At 66.6% G+C, this 18,069-nt stretch carries 12 protein-coding genes, 2 other RNA genes and 1 pseudogene; 3 read left to right on the forward strand and 12 right to left on the reverse strand.

Annotated features, from left to right (window positions below):
• Positions 1-2 precede the first annotated feature (2 nt).
• From XCC_RS17945 to XCC_RS17980, 8 genes and pseudogenes are all read right to left on the reverse strand, one after another.
• Positions 3-698: pseudogene (locus tag XCC_RS17945) on the reverse strand (type IV secretory system conjugative DNA transfer family protein); the annotation flags it as partial.
• A gap of 151 nt (positions 699-849) precedes the next feature.
• Positions 850-924: non-coding RNA, sX9 sRNA (locus tag XCC_RS17950), on the reverse strand.
• A gap of 170 nt (positions 925-1,094) precedes the next feature.
• Positions 1,095-2,213 carry a rod shape-determining protein RodA gene (gene rodA, locus XCC_RS17955; protein WP_011038563.1) on the reverse strand — a complete coding sequence of 373 codons (1,119 nt, stop codon included), beginning with the start codon at positions 2,211-2,213 and terminating at the stop codon, positions 1,095-1,097.
• Positions 2,210-4,270 (reverse strand): penicillin-binding protein 2, encoded by a 2,061-nt coding sequence (gene mrdA, locus XCC_RS17960; RefSeq protein ID WP_011038564.1) that lies wholly within the window; start codon positions 4,268-4,270, stop codon positions 2,210-2,212. The genes rodA and mrdA overlap by 4 nt, the downstream gene beginning before the upstream one ends.
• Positions 4,271-4,273: 3 nt before the next feature.
• Entirely contained in the window at positions 4,274-4,759 is a 486-nt protein-coding gene (gene mreD, locus XCC_RS17965) for a rod shape-determining protein MreD (RefSeq protein WP_011038565.1), read from the reverse strand.
• Positions 4,756-6,105, reverse strand: coding sequence for a rod shape-determining protein MreC (gene mreC, locus XCC_RS17970; RefSeq protein WP_011038566.1), 1,350 nt, complete (start codon positions 6,103-6,105; stop codon positions 4,756-4,758). Before mreC ends, mreD begins: the two co-directional genes overlap by 4 nt.
• 80 nt (positions 6,106-6,185) lie before the next feature.
• A non-coding RNA gene (locus XCC_RS17975) (sX9 sRNA) lies at positions 6,186-6,262 on the reverse strand.
• A 175-nt stretch (positions 6,263-6,437) separates the two neighbouring features.
• Positions 6,438-7,484, reverse strand: coding sequence for a rod shape-determining protein (locus XCC_RS17980; RefSeq protein ID WP_003482734.1), 1,047 nt, complete (start codon positions 7,482-7,484; stop codon positions 6,438-6,440).
• A 276-nt stretch (positions 7,485-7,760) separates the two neighbouring features.
• Between XCC_RS17980 and XCC_RS17985 the strand changes: the two genes are divergently transcribed.
• From XCC_RS17985 to XCC_RS17995, 3 genes are all read left to right on the forward strand, one after another.
• Complete coding sequence (locus XCC_RS17985) at positions 7,761-8,693, forward strand: carbohydrate kinase family protein (protein ID WP_011038567.1); 933 nt, start codon at positions 7,761-7,763, stop codon at positions 8,691-8,693.
• 679 nt (positions 8,694-9,372) lie between these two features.
• Positions 9,373-11,346, forward strand: coding sequence for a sigma-54-dependent Fis family transcriptional regulator (locus XCC_RS17990; RefSeq protein WP_019237253.1), 1,974 nt, complete (start codon positions 9,373-9,375; stop codon positions 11,344-11,346).
• A gap of 393 nt (positions 11,347-11,739) precedes the next feature.
• Positions 11,740-12,538, forward strand: a protein-coding gene (locus tag XCC_RS17995) for an IS5 family transposase (RefSeq protein ID WP_087942922.1) whose coding sequence is annotated in 2 segments (ribosomal slippage) — positions 11,740-12,011 and positions 12,010-12,538 — 801 coding nt in all. Because the reading frame shifts where the segments join, the coding sequence is not laid out codon by codon here.
• 301 nt (positions 12,539-12,839) lie between these two features.
• On the opposite strand, the gene XCC_RS18000 is transcribed toward XCC_RS17995, so the two are convergent.
• From XCC_RS18000 to XCC_RS18015, 4 genes are read right to left on the reverse strand one after another with little or no spacing between them, the layout of a single operon-like run.
• Complete coding sequence (locus XCC_RS18000) at positions 12,840-15,224, reverse strand: TonB-dependent receptor (RefSeq protein ID WP_011038570.1); 2,385 nt, start codon at positions 15,222-15,224, stop codon at positions 12,840-12,842.
• 10 nt (positions 15,225-15,234) lie between these two features.
• The gene (locus tag XCC_RS18005) at positions 15,235-16,341 is read right to left on the reverse strand and encodes an S-(hydroxymethyl)glutathione dehydrogenase/class III alcohol dehydrogenase (RefSeq protein ID WP_011038571.1); all 1,107 of its coding nucleotides are present in this window, start codon (positions 16,339-16,341) and stop codon (positions 15,235-15,237) included.
• 34 nt (positions 16,342-16,375) lie between these two features.
• Complete coding sequence (locus XCC_RS18010) at positions 16,376-17,422, reverse strand: beta-propeller fold lactonase family protein (protein ID WP_011038572.1); 1,047 nt, start codon at positions 17,420-17,422, stop codon at positions 16,376-16,378.
• Positions 17,419-18,060, reverse strand: coding sequence for a c-type cytochrome (locus XCC_RS18015; protein ID WP_029628851.1), 642 nt, complete (start codon positions 18,058-18,060; stop codon positions 17,419-17,421). The genes XCC_RS18010 and XCC_RS18015 overlap by 4 nt, the downstream gene beginning before the upstream one ends.
• Between the last annotated feature and the right edge of the window lie 9 nt (positions 18,061-18,069).

Consider the following 18,069-nt stretch of genomic DNA (forward strand, 5'->3'; position numbering starts at 1 on the left):
GTCGCGTCAGAGCCATCCGGGTAGAGCATCGCCGCAACACTCATCAGATCCGACACGCGAAACGCCGGGTCCGGTGAGATATAGCTGAGCGGGTTCCAACGGTGGGTGCGCCCGTCTTCCGCGAACGGGTTAAACAAAAAGACTTCCTGGCCTTGGCTCTTGCGCCAACCCGAGGTCAGGTCGAAATTCTCCTGCTTGATGTCCAGAACGACCACCGATCCTTGGTAGTCGAGCAAATTGGGAATGACGATGCCCACGCCCTTGCCCGAACGCGTGGGCGCGGCCAGGATCACAAACTGCTGACCAGGCAAGCGCACCACCTTGCCGCCGTGCTTGCCAACCACAATGCCGGTTGGCGACGGTTTGAGCATGTCCTTCTTGGCCAGATCACTGCCGGAGGCAAAGCGCGCGTCGCCATGCAATGCGGCCGCCTTTGGCTTGAACAGCGGGATCAGCAGCGCGATCCAGGCCAGCAGCGGCACGCCGAAGCCTATGGCACCAGCCAGCTTGATCTTGCTGGCATAGGGAGCGAACTGCGGGAGGTCGAGCGCTTTGACGTAAGACCAGTAAGTGTCGACGCTGAGCGGCGCAGCCACCTTCAACAGCATCAAGATCAACTGACCGGAGAAGAAAATTCCCGCGATTGCTGCGAGCAGCAACAGGCCGAATGCAGCGACTATCCTGAGATTACTGCTCACCGTGCGATTCCTTTCATCGGTCCTTGACTCGTCTACCAGCGTAAGCCGTCTTCCAGATTACAGGGTCAGCACCCGCTGACTGTCAGGAAGCTCTACCAGCCATGCAAGATTTTCTGCCAGGTCTGCCTTGCAAGGCATGAGGATTAAGAGCGGCTAACAAAACGTAGCGAGCAGTCGTCAGGTGGGTGCGGACGGCGCGGAGGAACCGGAGTGTACGTGGGTACATGAGGATTCCGAGCACCGGCCGCGCCCGCCTGACGGCTGCGCAGTAGTTTTGATAGCTGCTCTAAGGTGCCAGTTACTGCACTGATCAGCCTCTCTTGACGAGTCCACAGCGCTCATTTGCAAAGGCCGGCATTGCGAAAATTGGCTATTCGGGCACAGCGGCCGACAGCCTCAGTACCCGTGCACCGGTCGATGCGATTTCACCGCCATCACCAGGCCCAGCCCTGCCAGCAGCGAGACCGCCGAGGTGCCGCCGTAGCTCATCAGCGGCATCGGCACACCGACCACCGGCAGCAGGCCGGAGATCATGCCGCCGTTGACCAGCACGTAGACGAAGAACGCCAGGCCAGTGGCGCCGGCGATCAGGCGCGAATAGGTGTCGCGTGCCTGCGAGGCGATCCACAGGCAGCGGCCGATCACCACCAGGTAGAGCGTCAGCACCGTGGCCACGCCGATCCAGCCGAATTCCTCGCTGAGCACCGAAAACGCAAAGTCGGTGGTCTGTTCGGGGATGAAGTTCAGGTGCGACTGCGAGCCCAGCCCCCAGCCCTTGCCGTTCAATCCGCCAGAGCCAATGGCGATCTTGGACTGGATGATGTTCCAGCCGGCGCCGAGCGCATCGTTTTCCGGGTTGAGGAACATCATGATGCGGTCCTTCTGGTATGGCCGCAGCAGCCAGAACCAGGCCACCGGCGCCGCGGCCGAGACGCCGCCGACGCCCACCGCCACCCACCACCACGGCAGGCCGGCCAGCAGCAGCACGAACACGCCGCTGGCGGCGATCAGCACGCCGGTGCCGAAGTCCGGCTGCAACATGATCAAGGCGGTAGGCACGCCGATGATCACGCAGGTGACCAGCACGGTGGAAATGCGCGGCGGCAATGGCATGCGGTGCAGATACCAGGCCGCCATCATCGGCAGGCTGATCTTGAGCAGCTCGGCCGGCTGCAGGTAGAACAGCTTGAGATCCAGCCACTGGCGGCCGTATTTGCCGGTGCCCAGCGCGAACACCGCCAGCAGCGGCAGCATCGACAAGCCGTACACCCACGGCGTCCACGCGCGCAGGCGCAGCACCGACATGCGCGAGATGCCCCACATTGCCGCCGCGCCGATGGCAAAGCGCACGCCTTGCGCCATCACCAGGTGATCGCCGTTGGCGGTGCCGCCGGCGCTCTTGAGCACCGACAGGCCGATCACCATCAGCGCGGCCAGCGCCAGGCACAGCACCCAGTCCAGGCTGCGGGCGAAGCGTGCGGCCAGATCCACCAGCCAGCGCAGGATGTCGCTCACCGGTCGGTCTCCGAGACAGTGTCCGGCACGTCCGGAATCACCGGTTGCGCGGGGCGGTTGGGATCCAGGGCCACGGCCACCTGGCCGATCACCACCGGCAATTCGTCCAGCGCCGCAGCGGCGGCATCGCCTTGCTGGCGCGCATCGGTGGCGCCGGCCTCGAACTGGTTCACGCCGACCGCGGTCATGCCCAGCTCGCTATCCAGCGGCTCCAGGCCTTCGGGCAACTTGCCGAGCAGCCAGGCATCGAAGATCTTGCGCGCGATCGGCGCGGCCGAACTGGTGCCGAAACCGCCACCTTCCACCGCCACCGCGACGGCGATGACTGGGTTGTCGGCAGGGGCAAAACCCACGAACAGGCCGCGGTGGCGCAGATGCAAGGGCAGGCTGCGCGGGTCCACGGCAGCCACGCCGCGGCGGCTGACCACCTGCGCGGTGCCGGTCTTGCCGGCCATTTGGTACGGCGCGCCAGGGGTGATCGCATAGCCGGTGCCGCCCGGGCGCATGGTGTCCATCATGCCCTCGCGCACCACCTGCAGATGGGCGGCGTTGGCGCTGATCGGCTTGCCCGGCGGCTGGATCATCGGCTGCCAGGGGTGGTCGAACCCGGTACGTTCTTCCAGCACCAGGTGCGGGCGCAGCAACAGGCCGCCGGCAATGGCCGAGACCCCACGCACGAGCTGCAGCGGCGTCACTTTCCAGTCGCCCTGGCCGATGGCGATGTTGACCGTGTCGCCCGGGTACCAGCGCTCCTTGCGGGTCTTGTACTTGTAGGCCGGCGACGGCAGGATGCCGCCGATTTCGCCCAGCAGATCCACCCCGGTGGGCTGGCCGAAGCCGTATTCGCCCATGTAGTGGTCGAAGCGGTCGATGCCCATGTCCACCGCCAGGCGGTAGTAATAGGTATTGACCGACTGGGCGATCGACTTGCGCAGATCGGTCCAGCCATGCCCGCCACGGTGCGAATCGCCCCAGCCACGGCTGACGCCCGGCAGATAGAACATGCCGGTGGAGAGCACGCGGTCTTCCGGGCGGCGCAGCCCGCTGTCCAGGCCGGCCAGGGCGATCAACGGCTTGAGCGTGGAGCCCGGCGCCACGCCACCGAGCACCAGCCGGTTGAACTGCGGCCGCGAGGGGTTGTCGTTGAGTGCCTTGAAGTCGGTATGCGAGATGCCGTTGACGAACAGGTTGGGGTCGTAGCTGGGCAGGCTGACCATGCCCAGGATCTCGCCGGTGCGCGGGTCCATCGCGATCGCCGCACCTTCGTGTTCGCCGAACGCGGCCACCATCGCGCGCTGCAGGTCGGCATCGACCGACAGGCGCAGGTCTGCGCCCGATTGCGGCGCCACCCGGCCCACCGTGCGGATCGCCCGGCCCTGCACGTTGGTTTCCACCTGTTCGTAGCCCACCTGGCCGCGCAGGTCCTGTTCGTAATAGCGCTCCAGCCCGGACTTGCCCATGTGGGTGAGCGCGGCATTGCCCTCGCCCAGCACCGCCAGGTCCTTTTCGTCGATGCGCCCAACGTAGCCAATGATGTGCGCAAACAGCGGCCCGTACGGGTAGCGCCGGGTCAGGTACGGCTCCAGCTCCACGCCGGGGAAGCGCCAGCGCTCCACCGCGAAGCGCGCCATCTCCTCATCGCTCATGCGCAGCTTCAGGGTCCCCGGCAAGAAGCTGCGGCGGGCCTTGCGCTCGCGGTTGAAGCGCTCCAGGTCCTCGGGCGCGATGGGGATCACCTTGCCGAGCGCGGCCAGCATGGTCTCCATGTTCTCGACCTTGTCCGGGGTCACGTCCAGGCGGAACGCCGGCACGTTCTCGGCCAGCAGCCGGCCGCTGCGGTCGTAGATCATGCCGCGCCCAGGGACCACCGGACGCGGCTTGATGCGGTTGGCCTCCGACCGGGTGGCATAGACCTCGTGGTCGAGCACCTGCAGCTTGAAGTACCAGCCGCCCAGCCCGACCAGGCACAGCACCACCATCACAAAGCCCAGCACCGCGCGGCGGCGGAACTGCTCGGCCTCGGCGTGCGGATTCTTGGGGTGGCGACGCCCGTGCATGGGTTACTTCTTGCTCCGCTTGCCCAGCCGCACTGCATCCAGCAACACGAACACCGGCGGCCACAGCGCCATGCCGAGCAGCGGCGCCCACCAGTAGCTCCATGGCAGGGTGGGCTCACCCACCGCCAGATGCACCGCCGAGGAGACGATACGGTCGTTGAGCAATAGCCCGCCGATCGCCAGCGCCTGCTGAGAGATCGGGAAAAAGCGCATCCGCGCGCGGAAGCGCTGCAGGATGAAGGTCATGATCACCAGCCGCAGCGCCTGTTCGCCAAGCAGACCGCCATACAGCAGGTCGGCCAGCACCCCGGCCACGAACGCCGCGCCAAGCCCTACCCGGTCCGGCTCCTCGATCACCCAATAGGCCAGCACCAGCGCCAGCCAGTACGGGCGCAGCGGCTGCACCACCGCCGGCAGCGGCAGCAGCCCCAGCACCAGCGCGATCATGATGCTGACCGGCAGGATCCAGCTGTTGCGCATGCGGCTCATTGGTCCGTCTCCGTGGGAGACGGCCGGGAATCGGGAGTCGGGAGTCGGGAATCGATAGGAGCAGTGCTCTGCGGCGGTGAGGCGCTGCGGTTGCCCGTTCCCGATGCTGCATTCCCTGATGCCCGTGAGCCCTGCGGCGACGCCGGGCGGGAATCGGGATGCTGGATGCTGGATTCGTTCGATGCAGGAGGACGGGCAGGCAGACTTGTCGGGCGGCTGGGCGTCGGCGCGCTGGCCGGCTGTGCGCCAGGCGTGGCTGGTGTCGGCGCGGACTGGGCGCGCGGCGCGGCGCCGATATTGGTGGCGGTGGCGGTTGTGGCACCAAATGCCGCGCCCGCCGTCGGGCGTGCCGGATCGGTCGCCGCACTGGAACCGCCAGCCGCCGGCGTGCGCGGGGCTGCAGTCACCGGCATGTTCGCTGGCGCAGTGGTGTCTGGCGCGACACTGCCGTTGCCGTTGCCATTCCCAATTCCCGACTCCCCATTCCCAGCCCCCACCGCCACCCGCAGCGGCTTGCCGGCACGCAGCAACAGCACATCGCGGCCGCGGTCGAGCTTGGCGGCGGGGGTGAGTTCGCCGACCAGGAAGGCGTGGGTGTCGTCCGGATGCAGTTCGGACACCTTGCCGACCGGGAAGCCGGCCGGGAACCGCCCGCCCAGGCCGGAGGTGACGATCTCATCGCCCACCTGCACGCCGGCGCTGAGCGGGATGTCGCGCAGTTCGAGGCGGTCGCCGCGGCCGTAGACGATCAGGCGCACGCCGTTGCGCGCCACGCTGACCGGCACCGCATGGTCCGGGTCGGTGAGTAGCAGCACGGTGGAATGCAGCGGCGTCACTTCGATCACCTGCCCCATCAGCCCACCGGCGTCGATCACCGCCTGGCCCATCAGCACGCCGTCGCGGCTGCCGGCATCCAGCAGCAGGCGTTGTCGGGTGGGGTCCAGGTCGATATCCAGGATGGGCGCCAGCTGCACGTCCAGGCCGCGGCGCTCGGCCACGTTGAGCAGTTCCCGCAGCTGGGCGTTGTCCAGCGCAGCGGTCTGCAGGCGGGTGAGGCGCGCATTGGCCACCAGCAGCTGGTTGCGCAGCGCGCGGGTCTCTTCCACCAGTTGGGCGTGGGTCGCGGCGTTGTCGCGCACCTGCGAGCCGATCCGGCCCGGCAACCCCGCCACCGCCCACACCGGCTGGATCAGCAGATTGGCCTGCAGGCGCAGCTGGCTCAGCCAGCCACCGCGGCTGTCGAGCGCAATCAGCACGACCGCCAGCACCAGATAGACCAGCAGCCGCAGCGTGGAGGTGACTTCGCCCGGGCGGGAGGCGACAGGAGGACCGGCGTAGGAGGGCACTTTCAGGGCCGGGATTGGGGAATTGGGAGTGGGGAATCGGAGAGCGCTGTGCCGCCCTCGGTGCGGTTGAGGCTAAGCGCGGCGAACAGACCGTAGCAAGCAATCGTCAGGCGGGTGCGGACAGCGCAGAGGAGCCAAAGCGCAGGGGGGGGTCCATGAGGGTTTCGAGCAGCGGTCGCGCCTGCCTGGCAGCTGCGCAGCGGCGTTGTTCGCTGCTCTACAACTCACATTGGCGGAGCTCACCTCGGCGGGAGCGCATCGAAACGGCGCAGGGCCGCAGGCAGGGAATGGTTTGACGATTCCCCACTCCCGATTCCCGATTCCCGTCCCCATCACTCCGGCGCGAAGAACTCGTTGCCATGCATGTCCACCAGCTCCAGCGCGCGGCCACCACCGCGGGCCACGCAGGTGAGCGGGTCGTCGGCCACCTGCACGTGCAGGCCGGTTTCTTCGGAGATCAGGCGGTCCAGGTCGCGCAGCAGCGCGCCGCCGCCGGTGAGCACGATGCCGCGCTCGGCGACGTCGGCGCACAGTTCCGGCGGGGTCTGCTCCAGCGCCAGCTTCACCGCAGACACGATGCCCGACAGCGGCTCGTGCAGCGCTTCGAGCACTTCGTTGGAGTTGATCTTGATCATCTTCGGCACGCCCTCGGCGAGGTTACGCCCGGAGATTTCCATCTCCTGCACCTCGTCCTGCGGGTAGGCGCAGCCGATCTGCAGCTTGATGCGCTCGGCGGTGGCTTCACCGATCAGCATGCCGTGGTTGCGGCGCACGTAGTTGGTGATCGACTCGTCGAAGCGGTCGCCGCCCACGCGCACCGACTGCGAGTAGACGATGCCGTTGAGCGAGATCACCGCCACTTCGGTGGTGCCGCCGCCGATGTCGATGACCATCGAGCCACGCGCTTCGGTCACCGGCATGCCGGCGCCGATCGCCGCGGCCATCGGTTCCTCGATCAGGTAGACATCGCGCGCACCGGCCTCTTCCGCCGATTCCTTGATCGCGCGGCGCTCCACCTGGGTGGAACCGGCCGGCACGCACACCAGCACGCGCGGGCTGGGGCGCAGGAAGCGCGACTTGTGCACCTTCTTGATGAAGTGCTTCAGCATTGCCTCGGTGTAGGTGAAGTCGGCGATGACGCCGTCCTTCATCGGGCGGATCGTGGTGATGTGGCCGGGGGTGCGGCCCAGCATCTGCTTGGCCTCCGCACCGACGGCAGCCACCGAACGCGTTCCGCCGATGGCACGGTCCTGACGCACCGCCACCACCGAGGGTTCGTTCAGTACGATGCCTTGTCCGCGCACGTAGATCAGCGTATTGGCCGTGCCCAGGTCGATGGACAGGTCGTTGGAGAACATGCCGCGGAGTTTCTTGAACATCGAGGGAGTCGTTCCTGAAGGAGTCGCGTGCCCGGCGGCCGATTGGCGCAAAAATGGGCAGAAAACGAAGTCAACTAGCCTAGCAATCCGCCTAGGTGCGAGCAAGGAAAAATGCGCCGTCACGCGCGTATTTTCATGCGGCGGTCACCCTGAACATGGCAAGCGCGTCTGGCCCTGGCCGGCCGCAGCCGTTAACCTTTGCGCCGCGGCGCCCGCGCCGTCCCGCTGCCATGCCCGGCAATTGGCGGCTATTTCCCTACGCAAAGGCCTGACTCGATGTCCGCACTGATCTGTGGTTCCCTCGCCTACGACACCATCATGGTGTTCCCGGACCAGTTCAAGAACCACATCCTGCCGGACAAGGTGCACATCCTGAATGTGTCGTTCCTGGTGCCGCGCATGCGCCGCGAGTTCGGCGGTTGCGCCGGCAACATCGCCTACAACCTGCATCTGCTGGGCGGCGCGCCGATCCCGATGGGCACGGTGGGCCAGGATTTCGGCCCCTACCGCGAGCATTTCGAGACGCTGGGCATCGACCTGTCGCGCGTGAAGATCATCGATGACCTGTTCACCCCGCAGGCGTTCATCACTACCGACCACGACAACAACCAGATCACCGCCTTCCATCCGGGCGCGATGATGCGCAGCTACGAGAACCACGTGCGCGACGTGCCGGGCGTGACCCTGGGCCTGGTGGGCCCGGACGGGCGCGAAGGCATGATCCAGAACGCGGAAGAGTTCGCTGCCGGCGGCATCCCCTTCATCTTCGATCCCGGCCAGGCCATGCCGTTGTTCAACGGCCCGGAGCTGCGCGAGTTCATCGAGCAGGCCGACTACGTGGTGGTCAACGACTACGAGTCCAACCTGCTGCAGGAACGCACCGGCTGGAACGAGCAGGACATCGTGTCGCGCGTGCAGGCCTACATCACCACGCAGGGCCCGAAGGGCGCGCTGGTGCACACGCCCGAAAAGACCTACGACATTCCGCCGGCGCACGAGCGCCGCGTGGTCGACCCCACCGGCTGCGGCGACGCCTTCCGCGCCGGGCTGATCTACGGCATCCAGCACAACTACGACTGGCTGACCATCGGCCGCATGGGCAACCTGATGGGCGCGCTGAAGGTGGAGCACCCGGGCACCCAGAACCAGCGCTTCGACTTCGCCGAGTTCAACGACCAGTTCAAGCAGCAGTTCGGCTACGCGCTGTAAGCACGCAGCGGCGCCGCAGGGTGCTGATGCGGTTGTAAGTGCATGACCTGGCTCCGCGCGCCGTGGCGGCGGCGCCGGCGTTGCGTGTAATGGTTGCTGCGAGGCGCACTGGTAGCTCATGCACCGATGTCCCGGTCAAATACGTTTGGCCGTGGCGATAGTGGGTTCGCCCGTGGCGATGGCGCGGGTGTGCATCTCCCCCGCCCGCCTCGTCCCCTTCTTCCCCATCCGAAGTGATCGGGACAGTCGATTGCGTGGGACAACTCAGCACGGCGGCGAGCCGCTGCCTGCGGCTGCCGATCTGCTACGGCGGGCAGTGGCAATGGCAATGGCACAGCGCCGGCATCAAGTCATGCGCACCAGGTGTCCAAGGCCGCGAAACAGCAGTTCGGCTAAAACGCCGTCGTCCTGCGTAAAGCCCGCGCAAGCTTGCAGTGCATTGCAGCGAACTCAGCAATAGCAGCGTGCCGACTTCGCCGAGTGATAACGGCTGCTGTGGTCGCCCTATCCGTGCAAACCGCCGTTGCGCGCGTCATCCCACCGCGCCAGCCGTGGTCCGGCCCGCCATACCGCAGCAGGCATTGCGTCACCGCCGTCGCGCTTTGCTGCGATGCGGTTTGAGCATGGGCCCGGTTTGTGTCTCTACTGGCGCCTCGCGCCCTTCGAGGAACGCTGGCCCATGTCCGAGCCGAGCGTTGTGGCCAGCACCTCCATCGTCCTGCCGGAGATCGAGCCGGAACTGCTCCAGCAGATCCGCCGGCTGCGCGATATCGCGCCGCTGGCGGCTCCGCTGTCGCGTTCCTGGCGTCGCTGCCTGGAGGACTACGCCTTGTTGCCGGAGGCGCTGCCGGACCCGATGGTGCATGACGCCCTGCATGTGCGCGAGCGCCAGCAACGCCTGGGCGATGTCCTGCGGATCGCCCGGGTGGAGATGGAAAACCTCTACGAGCAGATCGCCGGCAGCGGCTATGCGGTGATCTTTGCCGACGCCGACGCCACCGTGCTGCACAGCGTGCACGACCCTACCCTGCTGCGCGAATTCCGCCAGGTGGGCCTGTTTGCCGGCGCCAGCTGGGCGGAGCGCCATCAGGGCACCAACGGGCTGGGCACCTGCGCGGCCGAGCGCACCGCGGTGAGCGTGCACCGCGGCGAGCATTACCTGACCCGGCACCTGCCGCTGTCGTGCTGCAGCGCGCCGATCCTGGACGCGCACGGCGGGCTGCTGGCGGTGCTGGATGCCTCCACCCCCAATGCCCAGGACGGCAAGCAGATCCAGCGCCATACCGTGGCGCTGGTGAGCATGTCGGCGGCGCAGATCTCGCGCTCGCACTTCCTCAACCAGTTCGGTCACGCCTTCATCCTGCGCTTCCACAGCCGCCCGGAGTTCGCCGGCCTGCTGCATGAAGCACTGATCGCCATCGGTGCCGATGGCCGCGTGCTGGCCGTGAACGAGGCGGTGCTGGAGCAGCTGGGCAAGCTGGACCGCAGCCAGCTGGTGGGCCGCGACATCTCGCAGGTGATGCAGCTGGACTTCGACACCATCGAGCACCGCGCCGGCAGCGATGCCGGCACCTTGTGGTCGATCCGTTGCGCCTGCCACGGCCGCCGCTTCTATGCGCTGGTGCGGCCGCCGCGTGCGCGCCCGGCGCTGCCGGCAGTGGGCGGGCCGGCACAGCCGGCCACGGAAACCGAATTGAATCCTGGCGAGCATGTCGGTTCGGATCCGCGCATGCGCCACAACCTGGCCAATGCGCTGAAACTGGCGGCGCACCGCGTCTCCATCCTGCTGCGCGGCGACACCGGCACCGGCAAGGAGGAGTTTGCCAAGGCCGTGCACCGCGGTTCGCCCTGGGCAAGCGGCGCGTTTGTGGCGATCAACTGCGCGGCCATTCCCGAGGCGCTGATCGAAAGCGAATTGTTCGGCTATGCGCGCGGCGCATTTACCGACGCCGCGCGCGAAGGCCGCCACGGCAAGTTGCTGCAGGCCAGCGGCGGCACCTTGTTTCTGGATGAAATCGGCGACATGCCGCTGCCGTTGCAAAGCCGCCTGCTGCGTGTGCTGGAAGAACAATGCGTTACCCCACTCGGCAGCGAGCGTGCGGTGCCGCTGGAGTTGCACGTGATCAGCGCCAGCCACCGAGACCTGGCCCAGCGCGTCTCCGCGGGCGAGTTTCGCGAAGACCTGTATTACCGACTCAACGGCGTGGTGCTGCATCTGCCGCCCTTGCGCGAGCGCAGCGACAAGGCCGAGTTGATCCGCACCCTGCTGCGCGAAGAGAACAACGAGCGCGGTGTCCGCATCAGCGAAGAGGCCATGCACAAACTGCTCAGCTACGCGTGGCCCGGCAATCTGCGCCAGCTGCGCAACGTGCTGCGCACCGCCGCGGTGCTGTGCAGCGATGCGGTGATTCGCCTGCCCAACCTGCCGCAGGAAATCGTCGATGCCGGCAGTGCGCCGTGCCTGGTCGATGGCCGCGCCGTGGCCGCCGACGACATGCCCGGGCGCGTGGCGCTGGACCAGGCCGAGCGCCTGGTCCTGCAGCAGCAGCTCGAACGACACCGTTGGAATGTCAGCCGCACCGCTGACGCGCTGGGCATCAGCCGCAATACGCTGTATCGCAAGCTGCGCAAGCATGGGTTGGAAACGGGGTGACTGAGCGGCGGGGATTGGTGATTGGGGATTGGGGATTCGTCAAAGCCAAGGCAGTGGCTTTGCGCTGACATTTAGAGCGATCAACACAATTATTTCTTGGCCATCAGACGGGTGGTGCTGTGGCCGTGTGCGGCGTTTGTCATGCGCGCATGTCGCGATTGCGGAGCGGGTGCTCTGGGCTTAGCTGCAGGGCCCTTGCCCGCCCACCATCGCGGGACACGCTGCAAGTACGTCCTTGTAAGCTCTTACGCGGCATCCATGCCGCGTAAGGTCCCGCGACGGTGAGCGGGCAAGGACCAGTGGAGATGGTCGGTGTGCATGGTGCAAGCAATGCTTGACGTGGGTTGCTTAGAACCTGTTCACGATCTTTCCTGATCAGTGCAGACTATGCGGATGCGCCAAAAGACCTATCCGAGTGACATGAGCCGGGAGCAGTTCGAACACGTGCTGCCGATTCTGGAACAAGCGCGTAAGCGCACCAAGCCACGCCGTGTGGATATGTATGAGGTGTGGTGCGCAGTGTTGTACGTGCTGCGAACCGGTTGCCAATGGCGAGCGCTACCCAGCGACTTTCCGAAGTGGCGAACCGTGCACTCGTACTTTGCCAAGTGGAGCGAGTGCGACGATGAGGGAGTGAGCCTGCTGGAGCAGGCACTTAAAAAATCAGGTTGGCGTGGCCCGCGCCAGACAGGAGCGCAACGCTTGCACCAGGTTCTTGATCGTGGACGCGCAGAGCGTAAAGAACACGGACACAGCAGGGCAAAAGGGATATGACACGGGCAAGAAGGTGTCGGGCATCAAGCGGCATATCGCTGTTGATACTCAGGGATTGCCCCATGCAATCGCGGTGACGACGGCGGAGGTGACCGACCGCAAAGGTGCGCTGCAAGCGTTGGAGCGCTGCCAGTCAAAGTTGACGCATGTACAAACCTTACTGTGCGACAGCGGTTACACCGGAGTACGGTTTGCCGACGGCGTGCGAGAGATTTTAGGCGAACAGCTCACGGTGCAGATTGCCAAGCGCAGCGAACTGCACACCTTCAAGGTCATGCCCAAGCGATGGATCGTCGAGCGTAGTTTTGCTTGGCTGGAGAAGAACCGAAGGCTATGGAAGAACTGCGAGCGCAAACTCAACACCAGCCTGCAGTTCATCCATTTGGCCTTCTTGGCACTATTACTCAGAAGATCGTGAACAGGTTCTTAGATAACCGCGCGTCCGATCATTTTCTCAATGAAAGCCGAGCAAAGGACAAGATTTCAAGAAAACAACCGACCAACTCCAAGGTGCGGTGTCCTCGCCGCTTGCGGGACCGTGTGGCGGCACGGATGCCGCCACCGAGCCCCCAGGGACGGGTTCACGGCGTGTCCCGCGAGCGGTGAGGGCACCGCACTGCCGATCAGCGCGACACGCGGCCCTCCAGAGACCGCCGAGCGCGGCTGGTGCTGACGCCTTACGAATCTCTAATCTCCGATACCGAATCCCCGCCCCAAACTCATAACGCCCAACGCACCCCGATCAGATACTGCCGCGGCACACCGGGTGCGAGAAACCGGGCCGGCCCGGTTTCTACCGGCGCGTCCTGCGGGCGCGCCAGTTCGCCATCTGGGAACACGTCTTCGGCTACTGCGGCATACGTGGCGTACTGGCGGTCAAACACATTGTCGATCCGCGCGAACAGCGAGAGTCGTTCGCTGAGTTGCCAGCGCGCCTGCAGATCCACCAAGGCATAACCGGCGGTGCCGATGTCGATACGTTCGGGTGCGGGCTCGCCGTCTTCAGCGTTATCGACCTGGCCGTCTTCGTTGCCGCTGGCCACGCGCCCCGACACCGCGCGTAACCCCGCACCCAGCGTCAGTGCATCGCCCTGCCATTCGACCCCGAGCTTGAGGTTATGCCGCGGCAGTGCGGCAATGCGCAGCCCCGGGCGCAAGGTGATCACGCGTTCGCCGGAGAGCAGCTCACCGTCGCTGCGGTAGGTCGCATCCAGATAGCTGTAGCCCGCCGACCATTGCCAGGCGCCCGCCTGAAACCGCATTGCCGCATCGGCGCCCTGGTAGCGGGTGCGCCCCACGTTGTCGAAATAACCCAGTTGGGTGTCTGGTGCGCGCAGGAACAGGATGTCGTCGCGGTTGTCGGCACGGTACACCGACAAGGTGACGTCGCTGTCTTGCGAAGGCGCCCAGCGCGCACCCAGCTCGTAGGTGCGCGAGATGATCTGCTCCAGCCGCGGGTCGGCCTGCAGCCCGGTCGGCAGCCGGCACGGTTGGGTGGGGTCGGCGCAACCCAGCTCGATGGCGGTGGGTGCGCGGCTGTTCTGCGCGACCGAGCCATACACAGTGAGCCCCTCATGCAACCGATGGGTGAGGCCCAGCGATGGATTGGCCTTGGCATACACGAAGCGCTCGCGCGGGCGGTCGCCGTCCTCGGCGGTGGAAAGAATGTTGTCCACGGTGACGTGATTCCAGCGCACCGCGGCGGTGAGATGGGTGGCCGCATCCAGCGCCCAGGTGTCGGCAACGAACACGCCCAGCGTCTTGGTGCTGCCGCGTACGCCGGAGAAGAACGCGCGTTCGGCATCCGGATCGGCGGCAACCGAGCGGTCTGGCTGCACCCAGCCCTCGCGGGCGAATTGCTGGTAACGCACATGGCCGCGATCGAAGGTGGCGCCGGTGCTGAGCGCATGGGCGCCCCATTGCTTGCTCACATTCACCGCCACGCCCTGCGCTTCCTGGCGCATCTGGGTGGTATTGAGCGCGCCGGTGGGCAAGGTATCGGCATCGGCGCGAGCGACGTCGCAATCGGCATCCAGCGCAGTGCCATCTGCGGCATAGCCGGAGGCGCACTCTTCGACGAACTCCTCGTAGTCTTCGCCGATGTCGCCATTGACGGTGTCACGCCGGCCCACGCGCGAGTAGGCCAATGCATGCAGCGCGGTGTCCGCATCGGAGCGGTGATCCAGCTGCGCGGTGAACAAGGTATTGCGGTTGCGGGTGAGGTCGGGCGAGGTGTAGACCGCGCGGCGGTCGGCACGGTACAGGCCCGGCCTGCTGCCGTCGTCGGTGTAGCTTGTGTCCGGCAGCAAGCCGTTGCCGATCAGGCGGCTGCGCCCATGCAGCACCGACAGGCTCCAGTCGGTCTGCTCGCCCTGCTTGCCGACCTTGCCGAACACCGTTCCCAGCCGGCCTTCGGACGCATCGCGCCAGCCGTTTTCATCGAAGCCGGTGACCGCCACAAACCCATGCCAGCCGTCGTTGCCGGCAATGCCGTAGCTGGCATCCAGGCGCTTGCGCGCGCCGCTGCCGATGCTGAGCTCGCCTTGTGCGCCGGGCGCGGTCAGCCCCGAGGCGGTAGTGAGCACCACCGCACCACCGAGCGTGTTGGGGCCAAACAACGGATTGGAACCGGGCATCAGCGTGACTGCGTTGATCGCCGCTTCGGGCAGCATGTCCCAGCTGACGATGTCGGCGAAGGGTTCATTGAAGCGCACGCCATCCAGATACACCGACACGCCCTGCGAGGCACCCGGCAACGCGGAGGCGCGGAAGCCGTGGAAGGTGAGATCGTTCTGGAATGCACTGCCCTGCACGTCATTGCCATCCACGCCGACAAAACGCCGCTGCAGCAGATCGCCCAGGTTGTTGCTGCGCCCGCGCGAGAGCTCGGCGCGGTTGGCCGATTGCACCATGTAGGGCAGCTGCGCGGCATCGATGGTGGTGCCGGGGATCGGTGTGGCGGTCACTTCGATGCGATCCAGCCAGGTCACCTGCGGCGCCTCGGCCGCGATGCCCATCGCCGGCCCCGCCAGCAGCGCCATCGCGCATGCACCCGCCAACGTCTTCCGCTGCACTCCCGCTGCCCTGCGCTTGCCTGCTGCCATGCTGGTCTCCTCAATAAAGCACGATCGATTTGATGCCGCGCGCCGCACGCAGATCCGCCAGCGCCTGATTGATGTCGTCCAATGCCAGCGTGCGCGTGATCAGCGGTGCAAGCTGCAGATCGCCGCGCAGATACCGCTCCACATAACCGGGCAGTTCGCTGCGGCCCTTGACCCCGCCAAAGGCGCTGCCGCGCCACACCCGCCCGGTGACCAGTTGGAAGGGCCGCGTGCTGATTTCCTGCGCGCCATCGGCGACGCCGAGGATGACGCTCTCGCCCCAGCCCTTGTGGCAGCACTCCAGCGCCGCGCGCATTGCACCGACATCGCCGATGCATTCGAAACTGTGGTCGGCGCCGCCGTCGGTGAGGTCCACGATCACCTGCTGGATCGGCGCGCCGTAGTCGCGTGGGTCCAGGCAGTCGGTGGCGCCCAGCGCGCGTGCCAAGGCGAATTTTCCTGGGGCGATATCCACCACGATGATGCGCCCGGCCTGCGCCAGCACCGCGCCCTGGATCACCGACAAACCGATGCCGCCCAGGCCGAATACCGCCACGCAATCGCCAGGGCGCACGTGGATGCTGTTGAGCACCGCGCCCACGCCGGTGGTGACCGTGCAGCCGAGCAGGCAGACCTGATCCAGCGGCGCATCCGGATGGATCCGCGCCACCGCGATCTCCGGCAGCACCGTGTATTCGGAAAACGTGCTGGTACCCATGTGATGCAGGATCGGCCGCCCATCCAGCGAGAAGCGGCTGCTGCCATCGGGCATCAGCCCACGCTCCTGGCTGCTGCGAATCGCCTGGCACAGATTGGTGCGGCCGGAGCGGCAGAACTTGCAGACGCCGCATTCGGGCATGTCCAGCGGAATCACGTGGTCGCCCACGCGCACGCTGGTCACGCCGATACCCACTTCCTCGACAACCCCGCTGCCTTCCTGGCCCAGGATCGCCGGAAAACTACTGGCCGGCGCATGCGCCAACGCATGCGCATCGCCGTGGCAGATGCCGGTGGCCACCAGGCGCACCAGCACCTCGCCCGGACGTGGCGGCTGCAGGTCCACTTCTTCGATGCTCAGCGGCTGGTGCGGGCCCCAGGCCACCGCGGCGCGTGTCTTCATCCAGCCTCCCGGGCGCGCATCGGCATGCTGCCGCTCAGCGCGCGATCACCACGCCCCACGGCAATTCGCCGACAGGGATCTGTTTGATCTCACGCAACGTGGCGGTGTCGATCACGCTCACCGAGTTGGAGCGCCCGTTGGCCACGTACAGCTTGTCACCGGCCGGGGTCAGCGCCGGATTCCACGGGCGCAGGCCGACCGGGATTTCGGCGATGCCGGCACCGGTGCGGGTGTCGAGCACACTCACGCTGCCAGCGCCGCCATTGGAGGCATACAGCCGCGTGCCATCGGCCGACAAGGTCACCCCGGCGGTGCGCACGCCGGCCGGAATGCTGGCCCGGCGCGTGCGTGTCTGCAGGTCGATCACATCCACCACGTTGGCGGTTTCCTGCGCGATGTACACGCTGTGGCCATCGGGCGCGAAGGCCATGCCACGCGGATGGCCACTGGTGGCGACCACGCCGCGCGAACTGTGCGTGGCGAGGTCGATCATGTCCATGTCGTTGGAGCCCTCATTGCTGGTGAGCACCCACTTCCCGTCCGGCGTGTAGGCGCAGTGCTCCGGCGCCTGGCCGCGCGTGGCGATCACCTGCTGCACCTTGAACTGGCCGACATCGATCAGCATCACCTGGTTCTGGCCTTCCACGCAGATGGCGAATTGCGTGCCGTCCGGCGACAGCGCGATGCCCTCGGCGTTCTCGCCGATCTCCACGCTGCGCAGCACACGGTCCTGCGTGGTATCCAGTTCGATCAGGCGGTGGTGCTCGGCATCGATCAGATACAGCTGTCCTTGCGGGCCGGGCAATACCTGCTGCAGCCGTTTGCCGAGCGCCCCTTGCGCACTGAGCGTGCGCACCACCGTATCGCTGGCGGTGTCGATCACCGACACCGTGCCGCTGCGCTGGTTGGGCACGAAGGCCAGCACCGGCGCAGTCGCCTTGGGCGGCGCGCTGGTGCTGGCGGCAGCGGCAGGCGTGGCCGCGGGCGCTGCGCTGTCGCGTTGGCAACCTGCCAACGCCAGCAGCGCGCACAACACGCCTGCGGTGATCCTCCAACGTTGCCGCGCGGCCGCTGCCGTCATTGCGCCTTGCCCGCGGTCTTGTTGATGGAGTGGATGAAGGCCAGCAGTTTTTCGGTATCACCCGGCTTGAGCACCGGTGCGAACGGCGGCATCTGCCCCACCACCTTTTCATGGCCGATGCGGGTCTTGCCGTGGGTGATCATCGCCGCGGTGCCCTCGCTGATCAGTGCACGCAAGGTGTCGTCATCGCTGCCGTACACCCAGATGTCGTTGGTCAGCGGCGGGCACATGCCACCGCCGCCGGTGCCGCCATGGCAGGCGTTGCAGCCGGCGGAGAAATATATCTTCTTGCCTTCGGCGATGAGCTCGGGCGTGACCTTGACCTCGGGCCCCTTCGGGATCGGCAGCACCGCGGCGGGCGGCGCGGGCGGCGTAGCCGGGTCCGGCGCAGGCCCGGCGGCTGGTGCAGCGGCCGGCGTGCCCGGTGCGGGCGCTGCGGCATCGGCAGCCGGCGCCGGTGTGCCGGCCGCAGGCGGCGTGTCGGCGGCGGGTGCTGGCGGTGCGTCCTTGCCGCAGGCGGCCAGCAGCACACTGACCAACAACGCGCACAGCGGTGCGCGCAGGGAACGATCGAAACGACGGGCAGTAACCTTGCGCATGAACGAACCTTTCTGACAATCGGAGGGAACACCGCGCACCCCTTGCAC

This window comes from Xanthomonas campestris pv. campestris str. ATCC 33913 (genome assembly GCF_000007145.1).
GTDB classification, from domain to species: domain Bacteria; phylum Pseudomonadota; class Gammaproteobacteria; order Xanthomonadales; family Xanthomonadaceae; genus Xanthomonas; species Xanthomonas campestris.

Bases quoted from the DNA above. Each gene is read 5' to 3' on its own strand.
- mrdA (WP_011038564.1), bottom strand. From the start codon at position 4,270: ATGCACGGGCGTCGCCACCCCAAGAATCCGCACGCCGAGGCCGAGCAG.
- mreD (WP_011038565.1), bottom strand. From the start codon at position 4,759: ATGAGCCGCATGCGCAACAGCTGGATCCTGCCGGTCAGCATCATGATC.
- XCC_RS17980 (WP_003482734.1), bottom strand. From the start codon at position 7,484: ATGTTCAAGAAACTCCGCGGCATGTTCTCCAACGACCTGTCCATCGAC.
- XCC_RS17985 (WP_011038567.1), top strand. From the start codon at position 7,761: ATGTCCGCACTGATCTGTGGTTCCCTCGCCTACGACACCATCATGGTG.
- XCC_RS17990 (WP_019237253.1), top strand. From the start codon at position 9,373: ATGTCCGAGCCGAGCGTTGTGGCCAGCACCTCCATCGTCCTGCCGGAG.
- XCC_RS18000 (WP_011038570.1), bottom strand. From the start codon at position 15,224: ATGGCAGCAGGCAAGCGCAGGGCAGCGGGAGTGCAGCGGAAGACGTTG.
- XCC_RS18005 (WP_011038571.1), bottom strand. From the start codon at position 16,341: ATGAAGACACGCGCCGCGGTGGCCTGGGGCCCGCACCAGCCGCTGAGC.
- XCC_RS18010 (WP_011038572.1), bottom strand. From the start codon at position 17,422: ATGACGGCAGCGGCCGCGCGGCAACGTTGGAGGATCACCGCAGGCGTG.